The sequence below is a fragment of the Pseudomonas sp. FP453 genome, assembly GCF_030687495.1.
Taxonomy (GTDB): Bacteria; Pseudomonadota; Gammaproteobacteria; order Pseudomonadales; family Pseudomonadaceae; genus Aquipseudomonas.
On the sequence record NZ_CP117435.1, the window covers coordinates 4,476,337 to 4,500,577 of the forward strand.

At 61.2% G+C, this 24,241-nt stretch carries 26 protein-coding genes and 2 pseudogenes; 11 read left to right on the forward strand and 17 right to left on the reverse strand.

Features of this window, described 5'->3' with window-relative positions; all coding sequences use genetic code 11:
• The first annotated feature begins 165 nt into the window (after nt 1-165).
• The gene (locus PSH87_RS20255; protein ID WP_305430842.1) at nt 166-888 is read left to right on the forward strand and encodes a TorF family putative porin; all 723 of its coding nucleotides are present in this window, start codon (nt 166-168) and stop codon (nt 886-888) included.
• 66 nt (nt 889-954) lie between these two features.
• A complete protein-coding gene (locus PSH87_RS20260; protein WP_305430843.1) occupies nt 955-1,821 on the forward strand; it encodes a DUF6279 family lipoprotein in 867 nt (288 codons plus the stop codon).
• Here PSH87_RS20260 and copD read toward each other — a convergent pair.
• The 5 genes from copD to PSH87_RS20285 form a co-directional block, all read right to left on the reverse strand.
• Entirely contained in the window at nt 1,818-2,681 is an 864-nt protein-coding gene (gene copD, locus PSH87_RS20265; protein WP_017735373.1) for a copper homeostasis membrane protein CopD, read from the reverse strand. The genes PSH87_RS20260 and copD overlap by 4 nt on opposite strands.
• Nucleotides 2,678-3,052: a copper homeostasis periplasmic binding protein CopC gene (gene copC / locus PSH87_RS20270; protein ID WP_305430844.1), complete on the reverse strand. Its 375-nt coding sequence runs from the start codon at nt 3,050-3,052 to the stop codon at nt 2,678-2,680. The genes copD and copC overlap by 4 nt, the downstream gene beginning before the upstream one ends.
• Before the next feature lie 49 nt (nt 3,053-3,101).
• Nucleotides 3,102-3,917, reverse strand: a complete 816-nt coding sequence (locus PSH87_RS20275) for a copper resistance protein B (protein WP_305430845.1) — start codon at nt 3,915-3,917, stop codon at nt 3,102-3,104.
• A 10-nt stretch (nt 3,918-3,927) separates the two neighbouring features.
• The gene (locus PSH87_RS20280; RefSeq protein WP_305430846.1) at nt 3,928-5,625 is read right to left on the reverse strand and encodes a copper resistance system multicopper oxidase; all 1,698 of its coding nucleotides are present in this window, start codon (nt 5,623-5,625) and stop codon (nt 3,928-3,930) included.
• A 126-nt stretch (nt 5,626-5,751) separates the two neighbouring features.
• The gene (locus PSH87_RS20285) at nt 5,752-6,141 is read right to left on the reverse strand and encodes a transcriptional regulator (protein ID WP_305430847.1); all 390 of its coding nucleotides are present in this window, start codon (nt 6,139-6,141) and stop codon (nt 5,752-5,754) included.
• A 155-nt stretch (nt 6,142-6,296) separates the two neighbouring features.
• Here PSH87_RS20285 and PSH87_RS20290 point away from each other — a divergent pair, with 155 nt between their 5' ends.
• Entirely contained in the window at nt 6,297-6,572 is a 276-nt protein-coding gene (locus PSH87_RS20290) for a hypothetical protein (RefSeq protein WP_305430848.1), read from the forward strand.
• A gap of 118 nt (nt 6,573-6,690) precedes the next feature.
• Here the strand turns inward: PSH87_RS20290 and PSH87_RS20295 are convergent, their stop codons facing one another.
• Complete coding sequence (locus PSH87_RS20295; protein ID WP_017735367.1) at nt 6,691-8,037, reverse strand: DEAD/DEAH box helicase; 1,347 nt, start codon at nt 8,035-8,037, stop codon at nt 6,691-6,693.
• Nucleotides 8,038-8,230: 193 nt separating this feature from the next.
• Between PSH87_RS20295 and PSH87_RS20300 the strand changes: the two genes are divergently transcribed.
• Complete coding sequence (locus tag PSH87_RS20300; RefSeq protein ID WP_305430849.1) at nt 8,231-9,529, forward strand: mechanosensitive ion channel family protein; 1,299 nt, start codon at nt 8,231-8,233, stop codon at nt 9,527-9,529.
• Between the two features lie 40 nt (nt 9,530-9,569).
• Here PSH87_RS20300 and PSH87_RS20305 read toward each other — a convergent pair whose 3' ends face one another.
• The 3 genes from PSH87_RS20305 to PSH87_RS20315 form a co-directional block, all read right to left on the reverse strand.
• Nucleotides 9,570-10,436: a carboxylate/amino acid/amine transporter gene (locus PSH87_RS20305; protein WP_305430850.1), complete on the reverse strand. Its 867-nt coding sequence runs from the start codon at nt 10,434-10,436 to the stop codon at nt 9,570-9,572.
• 203 nt (nt 10,437-10,639) lie between these two features.
• Complete coding sequence (locus PSH87_RS20310; RefSeq protein WP_305430852.1) at nt 10,640-11,239, reverse strand: FMN-dependent NADH-azoreductase; 600 nt, start codon at nt 11,237-11,239, stop codon at nt 10,640-10,642.
• Between the two features lie 151 nt (nt 11,240-11,390).
• Entirely contained in the window at nt 11,391-11,705 is a 315-nt protein-coding gene (locus PSH87_RS20315; RefSeq protein ID WP_305430853.1) for a 3-phosphoglycerate kinase, read from the reverse strand.
• 49 nt (nt 11,706-11,754) lie between these two features.
• Here PSH87_RS20315 and PSH87_RS20320 point away from each other — a divergent pair, with 49 nt between their 5' ends.
• From PSH87_RS20320 to aqpZ, 5 genes are all read left to right on the forward strand, one after another.
• Entirely contained in the window at nt 11,755-12,678 is a 924-nt protein-coding gene (locus PSH87_RS20320; RefSeq protein ID WP_305430855.1) for a LysR family transcriptional regulator, read from the forward strand.
• Between the two features lie 14 nt (nt 12,679-12,692).
• A complete protein-coding gene (locus PSH87_RS20325) occupies nt 12,693-13,496 on the forward strand; it encodes an alpha/beta fold hydrolase (protein ID WP_305430856.1) in 804 nt (267 codons plus the stop codon).
• 3 nt (nt 13,497-13,499) lie between these two features.
• Nucleotides 13,500-14,063: a peptidylprolyl isomerase A gene (locus PSH87_RS20330; RefSeq protein ID WP_017735360.1), complete on the forward strand. Its 564-nt coding sequence runs from the start codon at nt 13,500-13,502 to the stop codon at nt 14,061-14,063.
• Between the two features lie 82 nt (nt 14,064-14,145).
• Nucleotides 14,146-15,978: an ABC transporter ATP-binding protein gene (locus tag PSH87_RS20335; protein WP_017735359.1), complete on the forward strand. Its 1,833-nt coding sequence runs from the start codon at nt 14,146-14,148 to the stop codon at nt 15,976-15,978.
• A gap of 294 nt (nt 15,979-16,272) precedes the next feature.
• A complete protein-coding gene (gene aqpZ / locus PSH87_RS20340) occupies nt 16,273-16,974 on the forward strand; it encodes an aquaporin Z (RefSeq protein ID WP_305430858.1) in 702 nt (233 codons plus the stop codon).
• A gap of 55 nt (nt 16,975-17,029) precedes the next feature.
• Here aqpZ and PSH87_RS20345 read toward each other — a convergent pair.
• From PSH87_RS20345 to PSH87_RS20365, 5 genes and pseudogenes are all read right to left on the reverse strand, one after another.
• Nucleotides 17,030-17,279, reverse strand: a pseudogene (locus PSH87_RS20345) (BrnA antitoxin family protein).
• Nucleotides 17,257-17,535, reverse strand: a complete 279-nt coding sequence (locus PSH87_RS20350) for a BrnT family toxin (RefSeq protein WP_305434352.1) — start codon at nt 17,533-17,535, stop codon at nt 17,257-17,259. The pseudogene PSH87_RS20345 and the gene PSH87_RS20350 overlap by 23 nt, the downstream one beginning before the upstream one ends.
• A gap of 254 nt (nt 17,536-17,789) precedes the next feature.
• On the reverse strand, nt 17,790-18,110 hold the full coding sequence (locus PSH87_RS20355; RefSeq protein ID WP_305430859.1) for a transposase: 321 nt from the start codon (nt 18,108-18,110) through the stop codon (nt 17,790-17,792).
• Between the two features lie 63 nt (nt 18,111-18,173).
• Nucleotides 18,174-18,710 (reverse strand): transposase, encoded by a 537-nt coding sequence (locus PSH87_RS20360; protein WP_305430860.1) that lies wholly within the window; start codon nt 18,708-18,710, stop codon nt 18,174-18,176.
• 317 nt (nt 18,711-19,027) lie between these two features.
• Nucleotides 19,028-20,152 carry a GNAT family N-acetyltransferase gene (locus PSH87_RS20365; RefSeq protein ID WP_305430861.1) on the reverse strand — a complete coding sequence of 375 codons (1,125 nt, stop codon included), beginning with the start codon at nt 20,150-20,152 and terminating at the stop codon, nt 19,028-19,030.
• Nucleotides 20,153-20,435: 283 nt separating this feature from the next.
• Here PSH87_RS20365 and PSH87_RS20370 point away from each other — a divergent pair.
• Nucleotides 20,436-21,311: pseudogene (locus PSH87_RS20370) on the forward strand (putative porin); the annotation flags it as partial.
• Between the two features lie 267 nt (nt 21,312-21,578).
• Nucleotides 21,579-21,782: a hypothetical protein gene (locus tag PSH87_RS28880; RefSeq protein ID WP_370695329.1), complete on the forward strand. Its 204-nt coding sequence runs from the start codon at nt 21,579-21,581 to the stop codon at nt 21,780-21,782.
• A gap of 107 nt (nt 21,783-21,889) precedes the next feature.
• On the opposite strand, the gene PSH87_RS20375 is transcribed toward PSH87_RS28880, so the two are convergent.
• The 3 genes from PSH87_RS20375 to PSH87_RS20385 form a co-directional block, all read right to left on the reverse strand.
• Entirely contained in the window at nt 21,890-22,135 is a 246-nt protein-coding gene (locus PSH87_RS20375) for an anti-sigma factor (RefSeq protein ID WP_305430862.1), read from the reverse strand.
• On the reverse strand, nt 22,129-22,743 hold the full coding sequence (locus PSH87_RS20380) for an RNA polymerase sigma factor (protein WP_257782714.1): 615 nt from the start codon (nt 22,741-22,743) through the stop codon (nt 22,129-22,131). The genes PSH87_RS20375 and PSH87_RS20380 overlap by 7 nt, the downstream gene beginning before the upstream one ends.
• 151 nt (nt 22,744-22,894) lie before the next feature.
• Nucleotides 22,895-24,016 (reverse strand): beta-ketoacyl-ACP synthase III, encoded by a 1,122-nt coding sequence (locus PSH87_RS20385; protein WP_305430863.1) that lies wholly within the window; start codon nt 24,014-24,016, stop codon nt 22,895-22,897.
• Nucleotides 24,017-24,241 lie beyond the last annotated feature (225 nt).

Here is a 24,241-nt window from a genome sequence, read left to right on the forward strand (position 1 = left end):
GGCGCTAGGACTAGAGCCCGCAACACCTTCCCGACACATTCAATCTCGCACCAATCGACGAACGGGGCTCAACCCCAGGCATTCGCCGGTATGCTTGCACACGTCTAGCACGGGCATCTTCCCGACTTCTTCCGTTACTGCTCCTCGCTTTTCATGGAGTGACGCATGTTCAAACCCTGCATTTTCCTGCTCACGGCCCTGGTCGCCAGCCCCCTTGCCGAAGCGCAGATCTTTCAGCGCGAATGGGGCGACTTCGACTTGAAGCTGGGCACCACGCCCAGCCGCAGCATGGCCCAGGGCCTCGTCAAGCCGACCTCGCCGGGCAGCGATTCATTCCATGGCGGGCTCGACCTGAGCCACGACAGCGGCCTGTATGTCGGCCAGTTCTCACCGAGCATGGGGCTGTCGCCGGACAGCACCCTCGAAGTCGACTCCTACCTGGGCTTCAAGCACCCCTTCGACCAGACCCTGGGCTATGAAGTCGGCCTGATCCACTACAGCTACCCCAAGCTCAGCCCCCTCGACAGCCAGGAGTTCTACGGCGGTCTCAACCTGCTGGGCAACCGCTTCGGCGCGTCCTTCAGCAACGACCCGGATCGCCAGGACAGCACCTTGTTCGCCGACCTCGGCGGCACGCAACCCTTCGGCATCGGCGTCAGCATGAAGTACACCACTCATCAGTTGGGCAGCCCGGTCGCCGTCGACGGGGGCTCCATCCGCAGCTTCAGCGATTGGTCGGTGCAATTCTCCCGGGCGTGGATGGGCGTTGACCTGAACCTGATCTACAGCGACTCCAGCCTCAGCGGCGGCGATTGCTCGGCCTATTCTGGACACAACTCGCAATGCGATGGCCTGTTGACGCTGAAGGCCGCGCGGTCGTTTTATTGATGGGCTGAACTGTCGCACCCCGCGCAGGTTCACATGCACACACCTCCTCTGCGCAAGGACCCGCCCATGCTGCATCGGCTCAAACTCCTGATGGTATTGCTGGCCCTCAGCCTGGTGCTCGGTGGCTGCAACCGCGTCGGCCTGGCCTACCGCAACCTCGATGTGATCATCCCCTGGACCCTCGGCGACTACCTGGACATGAATGCCGGGCAGAAGAGCTGGTTCAACGACAACCTCAAGGCGCACCTGGCCTGGCACTGCACCACCCAACTGCCGGGCTACCTCGACTGGCTGGACCGCCTGCAACAGATGGCCGAAAACCGCGAGGTCAGCGACGCCGCACTGCAAGCCCGCACCGCCGAAGCCAAGCAGGCGATCGGCGAAATCGCCCGGCAAATCACCCCGTCGGCCATCGAACTGCTGCAAGGCCTCGACGATCAGCAGGTGCAAAGCATGAACGACGCCCTGGCCAAGGACCTGCGCAAGCGCCAGGACGACTACCTCAAACCGCCACTGGCCAAGCAAATTCAGGAACGCGCCGAGCGCATGAGCAAGCGCCTGGACGCCTGGATCGGCCCGCTCAGTGCCAGCCAGCAGAGTCGGGTCAACGCCTGGTCCGTCGCGCTGGGTGAACAGAACCAGGCCTGGGTCGGCAACCGCGCCCGCTGGCAGGCGCACTTCATCGCCGCCGTACAGCAACGCCACGACGCCGACTTCCCGCAGAAAATCCAGCAGTTGCTGGTGGACCGCGAAAGCCTGTGGACCCCGCAATACCGCAGCGCCTACGCACAAACGGAAACCGCAGCGCGCAGGCTGATTATCGACCTGATGGCCGAAAGCACCCCGGCGCAACGCCAGAAACTCAGCCAGAAAATCGACAAGGTACGCGGTGATTTCGAGGCGCTTAAATGCCTGAAAAGCACGCCATCCTAGGTGGGTGCCAAAGTGCCCAGCCACGCGACCAGCCCCAGGATCACCACCACCGCCACCAACTCCAGGGCGATGCTTCGGCGCAGCGCCTTGAGCGCCGCCCCATGCTCGCCCGCCGCCAGGGACCGTTGCAGCCGCGGCGCCAGGTGCACACGATTGAGCGCCGCCAACCCCAGCATCAGGCCGAACAATCCCAGCTTGAGGCACAGCAGCAGCCCATAGCGCCCACCCGTGAGGCCGTCCAGGTTCGGCCCGACGACAAACAGATAGTTGGCCACACCGGTGACCATCAACACCGCCACAAACCCGCTGCCGATACGTCCGAATCCCGCCAACGTACGCGCCAGCGCCTGCACACGCCCGGCCTGGGGCAACGACCGGCTCACCAGCAACAGCCCAAACGCCGCCAGCGCCCCGAGCCAACCCGCCGCCGCCAGCAGGTGTGCGCTGTCGCTGAGCACATGCCAGAGCCGCAACGTGCCTTCGTGCATCGCGCCGTGCCCGGTCCACGCCAGCGTGACCAGCGCGACACCGCCGCACAGCGTGGCCAGCCTGGTATCCAGCACAACCAACACCAGCGCCACCACGCGCAACCACCACGTCCAGCCCAGTTCAGTCTGCCCCAGCATCATGTGCAGGTGCGCCCACAATGTCGGCCAATCCTCGGCACCGCTCATGGCCTGGGTCATGGCCAGCATCGACAGCACCGAAACCAACACCCCCAGCCCTGCCAGCACGCGCAGCAAGCGCTGCACACTCAACAGTCGACGCGCGGCATAGAAGCCAAACAATCCCAGGCCAAACACCAGCATCAAGTCCGCATACAACACAAAGCGCAGCACCACCGGGATCAGTTCACTCATGGCTGAACGCTGAACACCACATTGCCAAGGATCGGGTGCGTATCCGACGACACGGCACGCCAGTCCACCTGATAGGTGCCGGCCGTCAGTGCGGACGCGGGCTTGATCAGCATCACTTTGGGGTCGGTACTGGCAGCGACACTGGCCTTCACGGGCATCGGCGCGTGGGCCATGCCCTGCATGCCGGTCATGGTCAGCTTGGCGCCGGAAAACTGCGTCAGCAGGTTTTCCGAGAAGTGCAGTTCAATCACTGCGGGCGCAGGACCCCGGGCGCCCGCTGCCGGAATGGATGAGAGCAGTTTGGGATGGGCGGTGACCGACAGGCTGGTGAGCAACGCAACGCCCACCAGCGCGGTTTTCAACATCGACATGCAAGGCTCCAGGCCGCTCATGGCGGCGAGTGATAGGAAGAGTGAAACGTCAGAACCACAGGCGCACACCCGCGACCCAGCGCCATTGGCTGGCGTCTTCGCCTTCATCGTGGGCGTATTGCGCGGTCTGGCCATAGCTGCGGTGCCAGGTGAAACCCACATAGGGCGCAAACTCGCGGCGTACCTCGTAGCGCAAGCGCACGCCGACCTCACTGTCGGCCAGGCCGGCGCCGATGCCGCGCTGGGGGTCATTACGCCCGTAGAAGTTGAGTTCGGCGGTCGGTTGCAGGATCAGGCGGTTGGTCAGCAGGATGTCGTAGTCACCCTCCAACCGTGCGGCGGTGCGCCCGGCTTCCCCTACAAACAGCGTCGCTTCGGCCTCGAAGTTGTAGAGCGCCATGCCCTGCGCGCCGAAGGCAGCCCAGGTCTGCCCATCACCCGGCTTGAAGTCCTGGCGCACGCCGCCGACCAGGTCCCACCATGGGCTGATGGCATGCCCCCACAGGGCCTGGGCCTCGGCGCTGTGTGTGCGGCCGGCGCTGCGCTCGCCCTCGGTGCGCAGCCACAGGCGGTCGATGTCGCCGCCGAGCCAGCCCTTCATATCCCAGCTCAGCGCCCCTTCACCGCTGCCGCCCCGCCACTCCAGCTGGTTGATGAGCAGCATCGAATTGACGCCACTGTCATGCACCAAGTGGCCACCGGGGGCGTTGTACACTGCCGCGCGATCGGCATCGGTCAGCACCGGAATCGGCGTACGGCTCTCGGTGAGTGCCGGGGTCGCCGGGCTCATGCCTTGAAATTCATCCGCCAGCGCCAAAGGGCTGCACCCCAGCGCGATGACGAGAGCAACCACACGACGGCTCATCCTCAGGTCCTTATTCATGCACGCGCACCTCACGGAACATGCCCATTTCCATGTGGTACAGCAGGTGGCAGTGATAGGCCCAGCGGCCCAGGGCATCGGCGGTCACACGGTAGCTACGCCGGGAGCCGGGCGGCATGTCGATGGTGTGCTTGCGCACCTGGAACTGGCCGTTCTCGTCTTCCAGGTCGCTCCACAGGCCGTGCAGGTGGATCGGGTGGCTCATCATGGTGTCGTTGACCAACACCAGCCGCACCCGCTCGCCGTAGGTCAGTTGCAACGGCTCGGCCGCGGAGAACTTCACCCCATTGAATGACCAGGCGAATTTCTCCATATGCCCGGTAAGATGCAGCTCGATGGTGCGACTGGGCTCGCGGCCGTCGGGGTCTTCGAAGGTACTGCGCAGGTCGGCGTAGGTGAGGACGCGGCGACCATTGTTGCGCAGGCCGATGCCCGGGTCGTCGAGCTTGGGCACCGGGCTCATGGCTTGCATGTCCACCAGCGGGTTGTTCTGCTCGCTGGCCGGATGGCTTTGCATCGCCATGGCGCTGTGGTCCATGCCTTCCATATCCGCCATGGCGCCGTGGTCCATGCCGCCCATGCCCATGTCGTCCATGGTGATCCAGGGGCGCGGATCGACGGCCGGGACTGGCGCGGTCACGCCAGCTTGCCGGGTCAGCGTGCCACGGGCAAAGCCGCTGCGGTCCATCGCCTGGGCAAACAGCGTGTAGGCCGGCGCGGTGGGCTCGACCAGCACGTCAAACGTCTCTGCCACGGCAATGCGCAACTCATCGACGCTGACCGGTTGGACCGGCTGGCCATCGGCAGCGATCACGGTCATCTTCAGTCCGGGGATGCGCACATCGAAATAGCTCATCGCCGAGCCGTTGATAAAGCGCAGGCGAATCGTCTCCCCCGCCGCGAACAACCCGGTCCAGTTGCGCTCGGGCGGCTGGCCGTTGAGCAGATAGGTGTAGGTCTCGCCGCTGACGTCCGCCAGGTCGGTGGGGTTCATCTTCATCTGCGCCCACATCAGGCGGTCGGCGGCCGTGGCGGACCAGCCCTTCGCCCCCACATCGCGGACAAAGTCGCCGACGGTGGGTTTGTGCAGGTTGTAGTAATCGGACTGCTTCTTCAGGGCCTTCATCAGTGCGACGGGGTCTTCATCCGTCCAATCCGAGAGCATCACCACGTAGTCACGCTGGTAGCTGAAGGGTTCGGGCTCCTTCGGATCGATCACCAGCGGGCCGTAGACACCTCTCTGTTCCTGGAACCCTGAATGGCTGTGGTACCAGTAAGTGCCATGCTGCTTGACGGTGAACTGGTAGACAAACACCCCGCCCGGCTCGATGCCCTTGAAGCTCAGGCCGGGCACGCCGTCCATGGTCGATGGCAGCAAAATGCCGTGCCAGTGGATCGACGTGGGCTCGGCCAGGCGGTTTTTCACGCGCAGGGTCACGGTGTCGCCTTCGCGCCAGCGCAGCAGCAGGCCGGGCAGGCTGCCGTTGATGGTCAGCGCGGTGCGGTGGCGGCCGGTGAGGTTGACCGGGGTCTGGTCGATAAACAGCTCAAATTCACTGCCCGCCAACACAGTGGGCTGGCCTGGGCTGGTCAAGGCCCAGACCGGGCTGCGCCAAAGCCCGAGCCCGCCCAGCAGGCCGCCAGCGGCGAGGCCTTTGACAAAGGTGCGTCTGGAGGGTGTGCAATGCATGCCGATTCACGTCCGTCAGGGGAATGGCAGCAGATTAGGGGGGGCCGGCTGTCAGCCACCTTAGCGGCAGATTACCGATCTGACAGGTTCGCCTGGCACCGCAGCGGGTGCCGGGCGCGGTTAAGGTCAGGCGATCTGGGCCTTGGACGCGACTTCGGCGAAGGTCGCCGGGTCCAGCGCATCGGCTTGCTCGTCCAGCACTTGGCGCGGATGGTCGTTGCCCGGGATCGAACTGTCGATCAACGCCAACAGCTGCGCACCCAACGGCGTCAAGATGAAATTCTCACCGGTGCCGCCCTCTGCCTCTGGCCGCGGCTCGATGAAACCGCGCTTGAGCAACAGCGCTTCATAATCCGCTGCGGTCTTTTTCAACGCGTCCAGATTGCCCGTGGATTCGCCTGCCGTGGCCTTTTCGGCCGCTTCCTGCTCGGCATACTGGCGCGGGGCGAAACTGCCTTCACCATTCTGCACTTCGTGCAGCAAGCGCTCGATCAGATCCCAATTGTAAGTCGTCATCCTGATTCCTCCTGCGGGCGGGTGGAAAGTAGCCCGTTAAAAGGTGTGACCGAGCACGTCACTGGCCGTTCAGCCCAATGGACGAGCGTCACTTTTGTGAACTTTCCACGCGGCGCCGACCTCCACTGAGATATCCCCGCCAAGGAGGTCCACCCATGAAAACCCTGATGAACCTGGCCATCGCGGCCACCTTGTTGACTGCCCTGCCCGCCTGGGCCTGTACGCCGGACGAGGCCACGGAAAAGCGCGAGCAACTGGGCCAGGAAGTGGCCAAGCTGACCGAACAGAACGCGACCAAAGCCAAGGAAATGAACGACGAACTGCAGAAGATGGACCTGGATACGGAAAGTGCGCAGTTCCCTGACAAGTGCCAGCTGATCGACGCTCGGCTCAAGGAACTCAAGGAAGCGGCGGCCAAAGCCGAGAATTGAAGCTAGAGGCAGGACGCGGAGCGTCCTTGGAGGCATTCCCACGCGGAGCGTGGGAACGATCAATCACCGTGCATAAAAAAACCGGACATCTGTCCGGTTTTTTTACATCAGCCCAACCTTACTCGGCGGCTGGTGCTTCTGGCTTGCGGCGCTTGAGCGGGGCCATGCCGTCCTTGCTGACGAGCGACAGGTTGTCGGTCTTCGGCCGGTTGGCGATCTTGCGCTTGGTCGGCGACTTGGCGCCGGTTTTTTTCTTGTCGCCCTTGGCGTCGGTCTTTTTCTTCTTCACGCCAACGGCCTTGCCCGACGCCTTGACCTTCTTCGGCCCGGTGTAGGTGCCTTTGACTTCCTTGATGGTGCGGCGCTCGAACGACTGCTTGAGGTAGCGCTCGATGCTCGACATCAGGTTCCAGTCGCCGTGGCAGATCAGCGAGATGGCCAGGCCATCGTTGCCGGCACGCCCGGTACGCCCGATACGGTGGACGTATTCGTCGCCGCTGCGGGGCATGTCGAAGTTGATCACCAGGTCCAGGCCATCCACGTCGAGGCCACGGGCGGCAACGTCGGTGGCCACGAGGATCTTCACGCCGCCGGCCTTGAGGCGGTCGATGGCCAGCTTGCGGTCCTTCTGGTCTTTCTCGCCGTGCAGCACGAACGCCTTGTATTCCTGGGCAACCAGGCGGCCGTAGATACGGTCGGCGGCGGCGCGGGTGTTGGTGAACACGATGGCCTTCTGATAGGTCTCGTTGGCCAACAGCCAGTTGAGGATCTGCTCTTTGTGCACGTTGTGGTCGGCGGTGACGATCTGCTGACGCGTGGTGGCGTTCAGGTCGCTGACGTTGTTGACCTGCAAGTGCTCAGGGTTGTTCAGGACCTTGGCGACCATCTCGCGCAGGGTCGAACCGCCGGTGGTGGCGGAGAACAGCATGGTCTGCTGACGGTTGACGCACTCGGCCACCAGGCGCTGCACGTCGTCGGCAAAGCCCATGTCGAGCATGCGGTCGGCTTCGTCCAGCACCAGCACTTCGACTTCCTTGAGGTCAAGGTTGCCGGCGTTGAGCTGCTCGATCATGCGGCCCGGGGTGCCGATCAGGATGTCCGGCACCTTGCGCAGCATGGCGGCCTGGACCTTGAAGTCTTCACCACCGGTGATGATGCCGGACTTGATGAAGGTGAACTGGGAGAAACGCTCCACTTCCTTCAGGGTCTGCTGGGCCAGCTCGCGGGTTGGCAGCAGGATCAGGGTCTTGATGCTGACGCGAACCTTGGCCGGGCCGATCAGGCGGTTCAGCACCGGCAGGACGAAAGCGGCGGTCTTGCCGCTACCGGTTTGAGCTGTCACCCGCAGGTCACGCCCTTCGAGCGCGAGCGGGATGGCCGCTGCTTGCACAGGCGTTGGCTCGACAAATTTAAGCTCGGCCACGGCTTTGAGCAGGCGTTCGTGCAGGGCGAATTGGGAAAACACGGGTGCTACCTCGAAGAAATACAAAATATCAGCGGCATAGGGTACCGGTTTCGCGCGTCCAAACCGAGTTTCTTTACGCGAACGGTGCTAATCAGCTGCTTTTTTGTGAGCACTTTTGTCTGTGAGGCCAACTTTGTAGCACTTCAATGCTCTAATCGCCCCGTCTTGTCCTACAGAAGAATCGGTTTCACCCATGGATATCAAACAGCTCTGGCTCAACGTCCAAGACCTTTGGGGCGCCCTCGATGAACACCCGCTGCTGCACGCCAGCCTCGGCTTTGTGGTGCTGATGGTGGTGGCGCTGTTGCTCGGACGGGTGGCGCGCTACCTGATCCTGCACACGATCAAACTGCTCGGCCGCCAGCCGGCGCTGCACTGGCTCAATGACCTGCGGCACAACAAAGTCTTCCACCGCCTGGCGCAAATGACGCCCTCGCTGGTGATCCAGTTCGGCCTGTACCTGGTGCCCGACCTGAGCAAGACCGCGATCCTGTTCATCGGCAACGTGGCGCTGGCGATCAGCATCCTGTTCCTGATGCTGGCCATGAGCGCCCTGCTCAACGCCTTGTTGGACATCTACGCGCGCACCGAACACGCCCGCACCCGCTCGATCAAGGGCTACGTGCAGCTGGCGAAGATGGTCTTGTACGTGTTTGGCGCGATCATCATCGTCGCCACCCTGATCGACCGTTCGCCGCTGTTGCTGCTGTCGGGGCTTGGCGCCATGTCGGCGGTGATCCTGTTGGTGTACAAGGACACCCTGCTGTCGTTCGTCGCCAGCGTGCAGTTGACCAGCAACGACATGCTGCGGGTCGGCGACTGGATCGAAATGCCCCAGGTCGGCGCCGATGGCGACGTGGTGGACATCACCTTGCACACGGTCAAGGTGCAGAATTTCGACAAGACCATCGTCTCCATTCCCACCTGGCGCCTGATGTCCGAGTCGTTCAAGAACTGGCGCGGCATGCAGGCGTCGGGCGGGCGGCGGATCAAGCGCAGCCTGTTTATCGACGCCAGCGGCGTGCGCTTCCTGCGTGACGATGAAGAAGTGCGCATGACCCAGGTGCACCTGCTCACCGACTACATCGGACGCAAGCAAGCCGAGCTCAAGGCCTGGAACGAAGCCCAGGGCCACAGCGCGCAACTGTCGGCCAACCGTCGGCGCATGACCAACCTCGGCACGTTCCGCGCCTACGCCCTGGCCTACCTGAAAAGCCACCCGGACATCCAGCCGAACATGACCTGCATGGTGCGCCAGATGCAAACCACGGCGCAGGGTGTGCCGCTGGAGATCTACTGCTTCACGCGCACCACCGCGTGGGCGGATTACGAGCGCATCCAGGGGGACATTTTTGACTATCTACTGGCGGTGTTGCCGGAATTTGGCTTGAGCCTGTATCAGCAGCCGAGTGGCAATGATTTGCGCGCGGGGGTGCTACCGGCCTTGCTCGGCGCCAGCCATTTGCCGCCCCTGGAAAACAAATCTGCCTGACACCACCAACCCTTTGTGGGAGCCCACTCCCACAAAGGGTTCAGTGGTGAATTACCTGCTTGCGCACACCCAACCGACTGATCCACACCGCCGCCAGAATCACCAACCCGCCCAACGCCAGCCGCCCCAGCGGTTCATGCTGGTTCCAGATCAGCAAATTCAGCAGCAACCCCACCGGCACATGCAGGTTGTTCATCACCGCCAACGTGCCGCCCTGTACCAGGCAGGCGCCCTTGTTCCACCAGTACATGCCCAGCGCCGTGCTGACCAACCCAAGGAACACCAGCACGCCCCATTGCAGCGGCGCTTCAGGCAAAAAGTTGGCCTTGCCGAACAGCAGGAACGCCGGCAACACCACCAGCACTGCGCCCACATAGAAGAAACCAAAGCGCCGGTAATGCGGCAAGTCGCTCGGGTAACGCTGCACCAAATGCTTGTACATCACCTGCCCGGCGGCGTAGGTGAAGTTGGCCAGTTGCAGCAACAAGAAGCCGCCGAGGAAGTGCGGGGTGATCTGGTCGAAGCGAATCACCGCCGCGCCCGCCACTGCCACCAGTGCGGCGATGAGCGCCCATGGGTTGAAACGCCGGTTGAGGGCGTCTTCGATCAGGGTCACATGCAGCGGCGTGAGGATGGTGAACAGCAGCACCTCCGGCACCGTGAGCACGCGAAAGCTCAGGTACAGGCACACGTAGGTCACGCCAAATTGCAACGCGCCGATCACCAGCATGCCGCGCATGAACCCCGGTTCCACCGAGCGCCAGCGGGTCAGCGGGATAAACACCAACCCGGCCAGCAGCACGCGCACCAGCACGGCGAAGTAGCTGTCGACGTGGCCGGCGAGGTATTCGCCGATCAAGCTGAAGGAAAATGCCTGAATCAGGGTGACAACCAGTAGATAGCCCATGCGCGCCTCGTTTCGAATGGGCGGGACATTAAAGGTTTTCGGCGGTTGAAGAAACTCAAGGCAAAAAAAACCCGACCTCGCTAAAGCGGCAGTCGGGTTGGAGCACTCAGGAGCAAAAAGTGCAAAGGGAGGTTCATTACGCGTACTTGAAGGGTTTGCGTGGGGCTAGATAAACACGGCGCGATTATCTGGCGATTAAAGGATCAGGCCACCTGTGCCAGCAAGGCCTTGGCGTGGTTGATGCCTTTTTCCTGGAAGTCGCCGCTCAGGTTCACCCCTTCGGCATGAATGAAGGTGACGTCGTGGATGCCGATAAAGGCCATGACCTGGCGCAGGTACGGTTCCTGGTGATCCGACGTGGCGCCGGTGTGGATGCCGCCGCGAGCGGTCAGCACAATGGCACGCTTGCCGGTGAGCAAGCCCTGCGGGCCGGTGGCGGTGTACTTGAAGGTCACACCGGCGCGCAACACGTGGTCCAGCCAGGCTTTCAGGGTGCTGGGGATGGCGAAGTTGTACATCGGCGCGGCCATGACCAGGACATCGGCGGCCAGCAGTTCGTCGGTCAGTTCGTTGGAGCGGTCGAGGGAGGCCTGTTCGCTGCCATTGCGCTGGTCCGCCGGTTTCATCCAGCCGCCGAGCAAGTTGGCGTCCAGGTGGGGAACCGGGTTGAGGGCCACGTCACGCACGGTGATCGAGTCCGCTGGATGGGCGGCCTGCCATTGGCTGATGAACTGCTGGGTCAGTTGGCGGGAAATCGAGTCCTGCTGACGGGCGCTGCTTTCGATGATCAGAACGTTGGACATGGCTGGGTAAGCTCCATCGGTAAATGCTGTAAGGCGATGGAGTGGAGATTAAACAGAGCCAATTCGATAAAAAAGCGCAAAAAACTGCTATAACCCATCTATAAATTTGTTTATAAGCGGAGTATTGCTAGCGCGATGCCCCGCTGCCGGGTTACTTCGGCGTGCAGGCCAGGGCGATGCGCATCTTGATAATGGCGCGGTTGAACTTGACCGTGGTGTTGGTGCTTTTACCCGCCGGCACCGTGACCTTACGCGTACGTGGCGCTTCCGGGCCATTGCTGAAGGTGACCGTGCACACCGCATCGTTGCTGCCGTAGTTATTGAGTTGGATCGAACTGATGTCGCCGTCTACGTCGGAGGCGCGGTAATCGATGCTCACGCCGTCGATCTTTTTTGTCACGTCGATGGAGTAGGCAAACGCACTCGCCGGCAGCAGCGCCAGCAACACACAACAGAATTTTCTCATTCGGCAGTCTCCAATAAGGACCGCCAGCTTAGGACAAGAGGAACCCATCTTGAAAGCGCCCCGCGTTACCCTCGATCAATGGCGCACGCTGCAAGCCGTGGTCGACCATGGTGGCTTCGCCCAGGCGGCTGAAGCGCTGCACCGTTCGCAGTCCTCGGTGAGTTACACCGTGGCCCGCATGCAAGACCAGCTCGGCGTGCCGCTACTGCGCATCGACGGGCGCAAGGCGGTACTCACTGACGCCGGTGAAGTGCTGCTGCGCCGTTCGCGGCAGTTGGTGAAAAACGCCAGCCAACTGGAAGACCTCGCCCACCATATGGAACAAGGCTGGGAAGCCGAAGTGCGCCTGGTAGTCGACGCCGCCTACCCGAATGCGCGGCTGGTACGCGCCCTCTCCGCCTTTATGCCGCAAAGCCGTGGTTGCCGTGTGCGCCTGCGCGAAGAGGTGCTCTCCGGCGTCGAAGAGTTGCTGATCGAAGGCGTGGCCGACCTGGCGATCTGCGGCTTCAGCATTCCCGGTTACCTGGGTACGGAAATGAGCGATGTGGAATTTGTCGCCGTGGCCCACCCCGAACATGCCTTGCACCGCATGCAGCGCGAATTGAGCTTCCAGGACCTGGAAAGCCAGATGCAGGTGGTGATCCGCGACTCCGGCCGCCAGCAACCGCGCGATGTCGGCTGGCTCGGCGCCGAACAGCGCTGGACCGTCGGCAGCCTGGCCACCGCTGCGGCCTTTGTCGGCAGCGGCCTGGGCTTTGCCTGGCTGCCCCGGCACATGATCGAACGCGAACTCGCCGAAGGCGTGCTCAAGCAGCTACCCTTGGAACAGGGCGGCAGCCGCCACCCGACGTTCTTCCTGTATTCCAACAAGGACAAACCCTTGGGGCCGGCGACGCAGATCCTCGTGGAGATGCTGCGCACCTTTGACACGGCCCCCCTGGACGCGCCTTTCGCCGCCCCCCAGCAAGCCTGAAACGGAGTTCACGCATGGCCTGGTTCGACCACGAAGGATGCAGCCTGCACTACGAGGAATACGGCCACGGCTCGCCGCTGATCCTGATCCACGGCCTGGGCTCCAGCAGCCAGGACTGGGAATTGCAGATCCCGGTGCTGGCCAGGCACTACCGCCTGATCGTGGTGGATGTGCGCGGCCACGGGCGCTCGGACAAACCCCGCGAGCGCTACAGCATCCAGGGTTTCACCTATGACCTGCTGGCCCTGATCGAACACCTGGGCCTGCCGCCCGCCCATGTGGTGGGCCTGTCCATGGGCGGCATGATCGCCTTCCAACTGGCGGTGGACGAACCGACCCTGGTCAAGAGCCTGTGCATCGTCAACAGCGCGCCTGAGGTCAAGGTGCGCAGTGCCAATGACTATTGGCAGTGGGCCAAGCGCTGGAGCCTGGCGCGCGTGCTCAGCCTGGCCACGATCGGCAAGGCCCTGGGCGACCGCCTGTTTCCCAAGCCAGACCAGGCCGACCTGCGCCGCAAGATGGCTGAACGCTGGGCAAAAAACGACAAACGTGCTTATCTCGCCAGCTTCGATGCGATTGTGGGCTGGGGCGTGCAGGAACAACTTTCGCGGATCACCTGTCCAACCCTGGTCATCAGCGCCGACCACGACTACACCCCCGTGGCGCAAAAACAAAACTATGTAAAACTGCTGCCCGATGCGCGGCTGGTGGTGATCGAAGATTCCCGCCATGCCACGCCCTTGGACCAACCCGAAGTCTTTAACGCTACCTTGCTCGATTTTCTAAAGACAGTCGAAACCACTACCCAGGATCACTGACCCATGCTGAAAAAAATCGCCTTCTTTGCCGGTTCTGTTCTGTTCGCTGCCAACCTGATGGCGGCCGAGCCTGCCAAGGCGCCCCACGTGCTGATCTCCACCACCAACGGCGACATCGAAATCGAACTGGACCCGGTCAAGGCGCCGATCAGTACCAAGAACTTCCTGGCCTACGTGGACAAGGGCTTCTACACCAACACGATCTTCCACCGCGTGATCCCGGGCTTCATGGTCCAGGGCGGCGGGTTCACCACGCAGATGTCGCAAAAGCCGACCGAAGCGCCGATCCGCAACGAAGCCAGCAATGGTTTGCATAACGTGCGCGGCACCTTGTCCATGGCCCGCACCAACGACCCGAACTCGGCCACCAGCCAGTTCTTCATCAACGTCGCCGACAATGCGTTCCTCGACCCAGGCCGCGACGCCGGTTATGCCGTATTCGCCAAAGTGGTCAAGGGCATGGACGTGGTCGACATCATCGTCAACTCCCAGACCACCACCAAGCAGGGCATGCAGAACGTGCCCATCGATCCTGTCCTGATCAAGTCGGCCAAGCGCATCGACTGAGGTCTACAGTGCTTTGCGCGCATGGCCCACAAGGCCATGCGCGCCTTTGAATGGAGAGCCCGCCACGCGGGCGTCATACCTAATGCTCTATCGTCGTTTTGAACAACTGATCGATATTTTCCGCGACGCCCCCAGCGACGCCCCGCCCGATAAAGTCCTGCCCTTCTACCTCTATTACCTGCGCCAGGTGTGGCCGCATTTTGCCGCCTTGCTGGTCGTTGGCCTGATCGGTGCATTGATCGAGGTCGCGCTGTTCAGCTACCTCAGCCGCATCATCGACCTGGCCCAGGGCACGCCGCCGGCGAATTTCTTCCAGGTACACAGCACCGAGCTGATCTGGATGGCCGTGGTCGCCCTGCTGCTGCGCCCGATCTTCGGCGCCTTGCACGACCTGTTGGTGCACCAGACCATCAGCCCCGGTATGACCAGCCTGATCCGCTGGCAAAACCACAGCTACGTGCTCAAGCAGAGCCTGAATTTCTTCCAGAACGACTTCGCCGGGCGCATCGCCCAGCGCATCATGCAAACCGGCAACTCCCTGCGCGACTCCGCCGTGGCGGCGGTGGACGCGATCTGGCACGTGGCGATCTACGCCATCAGTTCCCTGGTGCTGTTTGCCGAGGCCGACTGGCGCCTGATGATCCCGCTGGTGACCTGGATCATCTGCTACAGCCTGGCCCTGCGCTACTTCGTGCCACGGGTGAAGGAGCGCTCGGTGATCTCCTCCGAGGCGCGCTCCAAGCTGATGGGGCGCATCGTCGACGGCTACACCAACATCACCACCTTGAAGCTGTTCGCCCATACCCAATATGAGCAGCAGTACGCCAAGGAAGCGATCATCGAGCAAACCGAAAAAACCCAGCTGGCCAGCCGCGTCGTCACCAGCATGGACATCGTGATCACCAGCATGAACGGCCTGCTGATCGTGACCACCACCGGCCTGGCCCTGTGGCTGTGGACGCAGTCGCTGATTTCCGTGGGCGCGATTGCCCTGGCGACCGGCCTGGTGATCCGTATCGTCAACATGTCCGGCTGGATCATGTGGGTGGTCAATGGCATCTTCGAGAACATCGGCATGGTGCAGGACGGCTTGAAAACCATCGCCCAGCCCCTGGCCGTGGTCGACCGCGAAAACGCCCCGCGCCTGACGGTGCCCCATGGCGAAGTGCGCTTTGAACAGGTGGATTTCCACTATGGCAAGCAGAGCGGAATCATCGGCGGGCTGAACTTGAAGATCCAGGCCGGGGAAAAGATCGGCCTGATCGGCCCGTCCGGCGCCGGCAAATCTACTCTGGTCAACCTGCTGCTGCGCCTGTACGACCTGCAAGGCGGGCGCATCCTGATCGACGGGCAGAACATCGCCGAAGTCGCGCAGGAGTCCTTGCGCGAACAGATCGGCATGATTACCCAGGACACGTCCCTGCTGCACCGCTCGATCCGCGACAACCTGTTGTACGGCAAGCCGGACGCCACCGACGAGGAGCTCTGGGCCGCCATCCACAAGGCCCGCGCCGATGAGTTCATCCCATTGTTGTCCGACTCCGAGGGTCGTACCGGGCTGGATGCGCACGTCGGTGAGCGCGGGGTAAAACTCTCCGGCGGGCAACGCCAGCGCATCGCCATTGCCCGCGTGCTGCTCAAGGACGCGCCGATCCTGATCATGGACGAAGCCACCTCGGCCCTGGACTCGGAAGTGGAAGCGGCGATCCAGGAGAGCCTGGAGACCCTCATGCAAGGCAAGACGGTGATTGCGATTGCGCACCGCTTGTCGACCATCGCACGCATGGACCGCCTGGTGGTGCTGGAGAAAGGCCAGATTGCCGAGACGGGCAGCCATGCCGAATTGCTGGCCCATGGCGGGTTGTATGCGCGGTTGTGGCAGCACCAGACCGGAGGCTTCGTCGGCATCGACTGAAGTCACACTTCTCACCCCTGTGGGAGCTGGCTTCTGTGGGAGCTGGCTTGCCTGCGATGCAGGCACCTCGGTCTGTCAGTTGAACTGCAGTGATGCTATCGCAGGCAAGCCAGCTCCCACATTTTGATCTGCGCCAGTCGCCCGACCCCATTGGGCCCTGGCGCTTTTTTTGGCACTGGATTTGTGCCACAACCCTGCTGTACTCAACGCAGTGCCCAGACGGGCGCTGTAGTAAGTGCAGGGAGCATCACGGTTTTACTGATCTGGTAGAGCGATCTATCAAGGACGTGTTCCATGTCTTTGTTCAAGCGTTCAGTCACGGAGAGTCTAGGTACGTTTTGGCTGGTGTTGGGCGGTTGCGGGAGTGCGGTGTTGGCCGCGGCGTTTCCGGCAGTCGGGATCGGTTTGCTGGGGGTGTCCCTGGCGTTCGGGCTCACGGTATTGACCATGGCGTTTGCCATCGGCCATATCAGTGGTTGTCACCTCAACCCGGCCGTGTCGGTGGGGCTGGTCGTTGGCGGCAGGTTCCCCGCCAAGGAGTTGCCAGCGTACATCGTCGCCCAGGTCATCGGCGGCACAGTTGCCGCAGCCTTGTTGTACTTCATTGCCAGCGGCAAACCCGGCTTTGAACTGGCGTCGGGCCTGGCGTCCAACGGCTATGGCGAGCACTCGCCCGGCGGGTATTCGATGGCGGCGGGGTTTGTCTGTGAGCTGGTGATGACGGCGATGTTCGTGCTGATCATCCTCGGCGCCACCGACCACCGCGCCCCGAAGGGCCTCGCGCCCATCGCCATCGGCCTGGCCTTGACGCTGATCCACCTGATCTCCATCCCCGTCACCAACACCTCGGTCAACCCTGCGCGCAGTACAGGGCCAGCCTTGATCGTTGGCGGGTGGGCGATCCAGCAATTGTGGATGTTCTGGCTCGCGCCGATCGTGGGTGCGGTGATCGGCGGTGTTACCTATCGATGGCTGGGCAAGGAGGAGCCGGCCTGAAGCAAAGCGGGCTCAGCCCTGCCGATAAGGTAGGGCTGAGATCACTGAGTTGTTTTCAGCCCTGATGGGCCTGCATGTACTGGCGCAATAGCTGATTAATACGCGTCTGATAGCCAGTACCCTGACCTTTGAACCACTCCAGGACATCCGCATCAAGTCGAATCGTGACGGCTTGTTTTACCGGAACACGTAAGTCGGCACGCTTGAAAAAGTCGGCGTCCAACTCAGGAATATCACTGGTATCGATGTCTTCGTCATTCATCTTGGCCAGGCGCTCCCCAATCAGTTTTCGATGTTTGCGTCATAATATTTGGCCTCCTTCTTGGTTGCTTTTCGGGCGGAAATGATACGAATCACATCACCACTCCGTTCGGTGTATACGACCACACCCATTAACATTTTGATCCAGCCAATACTGATCCAACGCTCTTCGCCATAATCCACTCGATCATCGCGCAAGGCCAGCATTGGATGCCGAAAGATAGCGGGTACGTCATTGAAGTCGATGCCGTGCTTAGCAATATTGGCCTCATTTTTGGATTCATCCCATTCAAAAAGCATGGCACATCCTGTATGTACTTTTGTACATACAGGATGTGCCATTTATATCGTCCTTGAAAGTGCTACCTGACCATTGGTCTTAGCCCTGCCGGTGAGGCAGGGCTTTTTTTCTGGATGGCTGCGCGCGCCGAAACACCATCAATCAAATGTGGGAGCAACTGTCTTGGCAGTTTATTAAAAAACATCATTACGGCAGCCACACAGCCGCCCACAGCCTATGCCGTGTACTACTCCACTAGTGATCGCGTAGTTGATTACGCTACGCAATCGCTCCACTCCGAGCCGTCTCGGATCATTGCATTCAGGCGTATCAACAACACTCGCATGCAGGCGATAAGCGCTACTTTTGCGCATTTTCCTTTATCACGCAGAGCTTTATATCGCGCGTTGAATTCAGGCTGAAAGCGAATGACGGACCAGCACGCCATGTAGAGCGAGCGTCGGACCGAGAACCTCCCACCGCAGATATAGCGCTTACCTTTGTGCTTGCCACTGTCGTTGTTATACGGAGCAAGGCCCGAGAGTGCGGCGATCTCACGACGCCCAACGCTGCCCAACTCAGGCAGGTAGGCCATCAAGCAGCAGCGGTAATAAGCCCTATTCCTTTGACCGAGCACAATTGTGAAACCCTTTTTTTATTAAGGTTTCAACGCTTGGCGAATCTGTATATCAACTGACGCTATGACTTTGGCCAGGTAATCGATATGGCTTTTCAGCAGGTTTTTAACAGCATCAGAAGAGGCCGTTTTGACACGACGCTCATCGTCGCTTCGCTGCTGAACAAAGTTCTCGCGCTGGTGCACCAAGGCTCGTAAGTCGTCTTGTTCAGGGCTAGTAGGCTGGCTTTTTGGGGGCTTGATAGTGGCCGCGAAATGGGCAAGAAGCTTTGCGTCTATTGGGTCGGTTTTAGCTTGCAACCCCAACGCTCGGGCAAAGCTCCTGGCCCGGCTGGGGTTAATCCTCACAACTTCCAAATCTGCCGCCTGAAGTGCTTTCATGACCTGGCGCTCGTAACCGCCCGTCGCCTCCAGCACCACACGACTAACGTGGTGACTCTTCAGCCAACGAATCAGCCGTGAAAAACCGGCCGCTGTGTTGGAGCAGCTCATCTCCTCAGCTTGGGAATCGAGCTGCGCTTCAAGATCGTCTTTTGAAACATCGATGCCTGCAAACATGGCCAAACCCTCTTACACTCAAAAGTGAGAGCGCTCTGGCGGGGCCCACGCTTGTAACTGTTCGAGGTCGGCTCGTTCAACTGTTCGGGCTCAATAACCAGAGTGGAGAGGTGGATGGCAGCTTAGGCTCCCACACGTGCTTCAAGCACCGCTGTCAGTCAGCTTGCCATCCACCGCTCTCATCCACAGTCTAATCCCGGCGAAAGACACAAGCTGGCTTGCCTGCGATGGCATCACCTCAGTATCACTGAAAGACCGAGGTGTCTGCATCGCAGGCAAGCCAGCTCCCACACAAGCTCACTCCCCCGTATTTCGAGTTACACCTGCCGATACGGCAACGCCGTCCGCGCCTCTTCGGCATACGCCACAATCCCCACCCGTTCACGCTCGAGGAAATCCTCCACGGCGCTCCTCAACCCCGCGTGCCGCAAGTAGTGCCACGACCGCGTAATCACCGGTTCAAACCCGCGAATCAACTTGTGCTCACCCTGCGCCCCGGCGTCAAAGCGTTGCACGCCATGGGCGATGGCGTAGTCCATGCCCTGGTAGAAGCAGGTTTCAAAATGCAGGCGGTCGAACTCCGCCAGGCAGCCCCAGTAACGGCCGTAGAAGTTGTTGCCACCAATCAGGCTGAACGCCATGGCCACCGGCCGCGTGCCTTGCTTGGCCAGCACCACGCGGATTGCTTCGGGCATGCGCGCGGCGAGCAGGCTGAAAAATTCGCGGGTCAGGTACGGCGATTGGCGGCGCACCGCATAGGTGTTGGCGTAGCAGGCGTAGACAAAATCCCACTGCGCTTCGCTCAGCTCATGGCCGTGCAACCACTCGAAGTCGATGCCCTGCCCGGCCACTTGTTCACGCTCTTTGCGCATCTGTTTGCGCTTGCGTGAGCTGAGGGCGTCGAGAAAGTCCTGGAAGTCGCGGTAGCCACGGTTTTGCCAGTGAAACTGACAGCCCAGACGTTGCAACCAGCCCGGTTGCTGGGCCAGCGCATCATCGGCCAAACCGTCGGTGAAGTTGATATGGGCGCTGGAGAGCCCTTCGATTTCCAGGTAACCCGGCAGGCTTTTGAGCAGCTCAAAACCGTCCTCGGCACTCGCTGCCAGCAGGCGTGGCCCGCTGACCGGGCTGAACGGCACGGCCGTCAGCAGCTTGGGATAGTAGTCGATGCCGGCCCGCTCGCAGGCGTCGGCCCAACCATGATCGAACACGTACTCGCCATAGGAGTGCCACTTGCGATAACTGGGCAGTGCCGCCACCAGCCGCTCGCCTTCCCAGTGCAGCAAGTGCTCCGGCTGCCAACCCGAGTGCGGGCCGACGCTGCCGCTGTCTTCCAACGCACTCAGGAACGCGTGCCGCACAAACGGCTGGGCGTCTGGCACCAGTGCATCCCAGGTCTGCGGGGCGATTTCGGACAGTCTGGTCAGACGTTGCAGCGGCATCGGAATCCTCATGGCTCAGGGGCGTGAAAGCCTCGCGAGTATCGCTTATCGCCGGCCTTCGCACACCCTCGAATCGCCGGACAAGGCTCTAAAGCAATAGTTCCCATCATGAATAATTTGTCATGTAGATGACATCACTTCGCCACTGCTCCGTCATAAACGATCGCGATACTGACGCCTGTTTTTAGAGCGCCTGGTGCTACCAGGCGGCATTTTTTCCGTCCGTCATTGGTCGGTTGTGTCCTGGATGGTTTGCCATCCCTCCTCACTTTCGGAGATTGATATGCGTCTTGCTTCCACTAAAACTGCGGCGATCCTGTGCGGCGGCCTGTTGCTGGCCCTGAGCGTACCGGCCAACGCTGCAGTCGACGCTAAATTGCTCGACATGCTCAAGGCCAACGGCCAGATCACCAATGCCCAGTACAGCGAACTGCAAGCTGAGCTGGCACGGGATCAGAAAGAACAGCAGATCGCACGGCAAGCTCAACAAGAGACCAACGAACAGATCGCGGCCACCGCGAAGAAAACCAACGAGCTGAGCAGCTTCGACCAGAAGCTGGCCTGGGCGGCCAAGACCCAATTCAAAGGCGACGTGCGCGTGCGCCAGGAGACCGTCAAGGTCGAAGGCTCGCCAAACAATGGCGGCAAGGACAAGGATCGCCAGCGCCTGCGTGCCCGCCTGGGTGCCTACACCGAGATCAACTCGCAAGTCGACACCGGTATCCGTATCGCCACCGGCAGTAGCGACGACGCCCGTTCCACCAACGTTGACCTGGACGGCTACTTCAACAAGAAAGCGCTGTGGCTGGACCTCGGCTACATCGACTACCACCCAGACCAGGTCAAGAACCTGCACGTGATCGGCGGCAAGATGCTGCAACCGTGGGTCAGCATGGGCGACGTGATCTGGGACACCGACGTGAACCCGGAAGGCCTGGCACTGACCTACAAATACCCACTGGGTGGCAGCGCCGAGCTGTTCGGTAGCGCCGGTAACTACAGCCTCAAAGACAACGTCAACGGCGAAGGCGTGCAATTTCGCAACGACATGCGCATGACGTCCGGCCAGTTGGGCGCGCGTTTCGCCGTGACCGACAACCTGAAAGTGACCTTGGGCGGTAGCGTCTACGCGTTCCAGAACGACGAAGACAGCCGTTGCCCGACTGCCGGCTCCACCGCCTGCCTGACCCCACAGGAAACCATCCTGAACACCGTGGCCGGCAATGCCAGCGAATACCGCTTGTATGAAGGCTTCAGCCAGATCGACGTCGGCGGCCTGGCCGTGCCGTTGTCCTTCTACGGTCAGTATGTACAAAACACCAAAGCCACTGAAAGCGACAAGGACACTGCCTGGTTGGTGGGTGCCAAGTCCAAGGTGTTTGGCTTGAACCTGGACTACAACTACCGCGACATCCAGCGTTACGCCGTGGTCGGTGGCTTCACCGACTCGGACTTCGCCGGCGGTGTTACCGGTTCGCGCGGTCACAAGTTCAAGGTCGGTTACGACATCGACAAGAACTTCGCGATCGGCGCCACTTACTTCCTGACCAAGGCCGATTACTCCAGCGCGACAAACTACCGCGATGCCAAGGTCAACACCTTGCAGCTGGACGCAGAAGCCAAGTTCTAAATGTGAGTGCTTGAAGCCTTGGGCCAGGACGGCCCGAGGTGGCTGCAACAGTCTTGCGTGGTCGGATCGGTCCCCATCATCCGTTCGATCCCGCCACGCGAGCCCTCTTATTCCCCGCCGTTCTGATCCTTGAGCCGCTCGGCAGCCAGCTGCTGCGCCAAGGCATCCACATCCCCCACCGGCTCGTCCGGCAGTATTTTCAGCGTGGCCTGCATCAGGCGCATCTGGCGGATAAACCGTCGGCAGTTGGGGCAAAACATCAGGTGATGACGCACCAGCAAGCGCTCGCGAAAGGTCAGTTGCCCATCGAGATAGTCACTGGAACGTGCCACTTGTTCTTTACAGGTCAGCATTCGCCCGTTTCCTCAAAATGCTCCACCGTGGCGAAGACTTTAAGCCGTGCTCGATGCAACAGCACACGGACATTGGAGAGAGAGAGCGTCAGAAGATTACAGATCTCTTCCAACTCCAGGCCTTGGCGTTCACGCAAGACCAGCACGCTGCTTTGCAACTCCGACAGGCTCAGCAAGGTGTGTTCCAGGCAATTGCGCAGTTCATCCTCGGTGAGCAGGGCTTCCGGGGTGTCCTGGTGCCAGGCGTACGGGGCGACGGCCCAGTGGCCATCATCGGGGGTAAAACGATCATCACCGATGGTGCCGTGGGGTGAAGGCAGATCATCCAGCAGCACTTCGCGGCGGTTCTGCTTGTAGCGGCCCTTGGCGGCGTTGGCGGTGATGGTCAGCAGCCAGGTCTTGAGGCTGGAACGCCCTTCGAATTTAGACAGGTTGCGCACCACCGACAACCAGGCATCCTGGACGATTTCATCGGCATGGCGCTGGCCGACGATGGCATAGGCCACCGCGCGCATGGCGCTCTGGTAGGTGGTGACCAACTCCTTGTAGGCCCGTTGCTCGCCCTTGAGCAGGCGTTCAAGCAGGTGCGCGTCGTCGGCTGCTGCCATTGTCTACCTCAATTTCACTTTGGGAATGCAATCGATGTGGGAGCTGGCTTGCCTGCGATGGCATCAACTCGGTGTATCTGAAATACCGAGGTGTCTGCATCGCAGGCAAGCCAGCTCCCACACAAGCCCGCTCCCACATTTGGCCGATCAATCAGCGTTTGCGCAGGATCACGCTGCCGATCGAATAACCCGCACCGAACGAGCTGAGCACCGCAACGGAGCCCTTGGCCAGATCGTCCTGATAAGTATGAAACGCAATCACCGACCCCGCCGAACTGGTGTTGGCATAGGTATCAAGGATCACCGGCGCTTCTTCCACCGTGGCCTCGCGGCCCAGCAGTTTTTTCACGATCAGGTGGTTCATGCTCAGGTTGGCCTGGTGCAGCCAGAAGCGCTTCACGTCCGCCACGTCCAACTGGTTTTCCGCCAGGTGCACGCCGATCAGCTCGGCGACCATCGGGCACACGTCGCGGAAGACTTTGCGGCCTTCCTGCACGAACAGCTTGTCGGGCGCACCGATGCCCTCTTCCGCCGCGCGGTTGAGGAAGCCGAAGTTGTTGCGGATGTTATTGGAGAACTTGGTCAGCAGCTTGGTGCTGACCACGTCGAACTGGTGCTCGGACGTCGCCAGGTCGGCACGCTCCAGGATCACGGCGGTGGCCGCGTCGCCAAAGATGAAGTGGCTGTCACGGTCACGGAAATTCAGGTGGCCGGTGCAGACTTCCGGGTTGACCATCAGGATCGCCCGGGCCTGGCCCAGCGCGATGCTATTGGCCGCGTTCTGGATGCCGAAGGTGGCCGAGGAACACGCCACGTTCATGTCAAAACCGAAACCCGCGATGCCCAGGGCTTCCTGGACTTCAATGGCGATGGCCGGGTAGGCGCGCTGCAAGTTGGAACAGGCGACGATCACACCGTCGATATCGGCGGCGGTCTTGCCGGCGCGTTGCAGGGCCTGTTCGGCAGCGCCGACGGCCATCTGGCAGAGCACCGACCATTCGTCGTTGCTGCGCTCAGGCAGGCGCGGGGCCATGCGCTTGGGGTCGAGAATGCCGTCCTTGTCCATCACGAAGCGGCTCTTGATACCCGAGGCTTTTTCGATGAAGGCGGCACTGGATTCGGTCAGCGCCTGTAATTCACCGCGCTCGATGGGGTCAGCATTTTCGCTGTTGAACTGTTGCACGTAGGTATTGAAGGACTGCACCAGCTCTTCGTTGGAGATGCTGTTGGCAGGGGTGTACAGGCCAGTGCCGCTGATGACGACGTTATGCACGGTCGTTCCTCTAAATCTGTCAGGCAGAAGATATTGGTACCGTCGTACCAAACTTTAAGTAGTTTTATTCCGCCCGGCGGACATCAAACTGGCATCGCTTTATTCCATCGCGCCGTGGCTGTAGCAGCCAGCCCAAACCGGCGATCCCGGCATTTATAGGCGCGAAGTTTGCCACAAACCTCGGAATTTGGCGCTATCTGCGGACAAACCGCCATTTTCCTGGAT

What these genes read in the sequence shown, in the direction of transcription:
- PSH87_RS20255 (WP_305430842.1), top strand. Translation starts at nt 166, where the DNA reads ATGTTCAAACCCTGCATTTTCCTGCTCACGGCCCTGGTCGCCAGCCCC.
- PSH87_RS20260 (WP_305430843.1), top strand. Translation starts at nt 955, where the DNA reads ATGCTGCATCGGCTCAAACTCCTGATGGTATTGCTGGCCCTCAGCCTG.
- copD (WP_017735373.1), bottom strand. Translation starts at nt 2,681, where the DNA reads ATGAGTGAACTGATCCCGGTGGTGCTGCGCTTTGTGTTGTATGCGGAC.
- copC (WP_305430844.1), bottom strand. Translation starts at nt 3,052, where the DNA reads ATGTCGATGTTGAAAACCGCGCTGGTGGGCGTTGCGTTGCTCACCAGC.
- PSH87_RS20275 (WP_305430845.1), bottom strand. Translation starts at nt 3,917, where the DNA reads ATGAGCCGTCGTGTGGTTGCTCTCGTCATCGCGCTGGGGTGCAGCCCT.
- PSH87_RS20280 (WP_305430846.1), bottom strand. Translation starts at nt 5,625, where the DNA reads ATGCATTGCACACCCTCCAGACGCACCTTTGTCAAAGGCCTCGCCGCT.
- PSH87_RS20285 (WP_305430847.1), bottom strand. Translation starts at nt 6,141, where the DNA reads ATGACGACTTACAATTGGGATCTGATCGAGCGCTTGCTGCACGAAGTG.
- PSH87_RS20290 (WP_305430848.1), top strand. Translation starts at nt 6,297, where the DNA reads ATGAAAACCCTGATGAACCTGGCCATCGCGGCCACCTTGTTGACTGCC.
- PSH87_RS20300 (WP_305430849.1), top strand. Translation starts at nt 8,231, where the DNA reads ATGGATATCAAACAGCTCTGGCTCAACGTCCAAGACCTTTGGGGCGCC.
- PSH87_RS20305 (WP_305430850.1), bottom strand. Translation starts at nt 10,436, where the DNA reads ATGGGCTATCTACTGGTTGTCACCCTGATTCAGGCATTTTCCTTCAGC.
- PSH87_RS20310 (WP_305430852.1), bottom strand. Translation starts at nt 11,239, where the DNA reads ATGTCCAACGTTCTGATCATCGAAAGCAGCGCCCGTCAGCAGGACTCG.
- PSH87_RS20315 (WP_305430853.1), bottom strand. Translation starts at nt 11,705, where the DNA reads ATGAGAAAATTCTGTTGTGTGTTGCTGGCGCTGCTGCCGGCGAGTGCG.
- PSH87_RS20325 (WP_305430856.1), top strand. Translation starts at nt 12,693, where the DNA reads ATGGCCTGGTTCGACCACGAAGGATGCAGCCTGCACTACGAGGAATAC.
- PSH87_RS20330 (WP_017735360.1), top strand. Translation starts at nt 13,500, where the DNA reads ATGCTGAAAAAAATCGCCTTCTTTGCCGGTTCTGTTCTGTTCGCTGCC.
- PSH87_RS20335 (WP_017735359.1), top strand. Translation starts at nt 14,146, where the DNA reads ATGCTCTATCGTCGTTTTGAACAACTGATCGATATTTTCCGCGACGCC.
- aqpZ (WP_305430858.1), top strand. Translation starts at nt 16,273, where the DNA reads ATGTCTTTGTTCAAGCGTTCAGTCACGGAGAGTCTAGGTACGTTTTGG.
- PSH87_RS20350 (WP_305434352.1), bottom strand. Translation starts at nt 17,535, where the DNA reads ATGCTTTTTGAATGGGATGAATCCAAAAATGAGGCCAATATTGCTAAG.
- PSH87_RS20355 (WP_305430859.1), bottom strand. Translation starts at nt 18,110, where the DNA reads ATGGCCTACCTGCCTGAGTTGGGCAGCGTTGGGCGTCGTGAGATCGCC.
- PSH87_RS20360 (WP_305430860.1), bottom strand. Translation starts at nt 18,710, where the DNA reads ATGTTTGCAGGCATCGATGTTTCAAAAGACGATCTTGAAGCGCAGCTC.
- PSH87_RS20365 (WP_305430861.1), bottom strand. Translation starts at nt 20,152, where the DNA reads ATGCCGCTGCAACGTCTGACCAGACTGTCCGAAATCGCCCCGCAGACC.
- PSH87_RS20375 (WP_305430862.1), bottom strand. Translation starts at nt 22,135, where the DNA reads ATGCTGACCTGTAAAGAACAAGTGGCACGTTCCAGTGACTATCTCGAT.
- PSH87_RS20380 (WP_257782714.1), bottom strand. Translation starts at nt 22,743, where the DNA reads ATGGCAGCAGCCGACGACGCGCACCTGCTTGAACGCCTGCTCAAGGGC.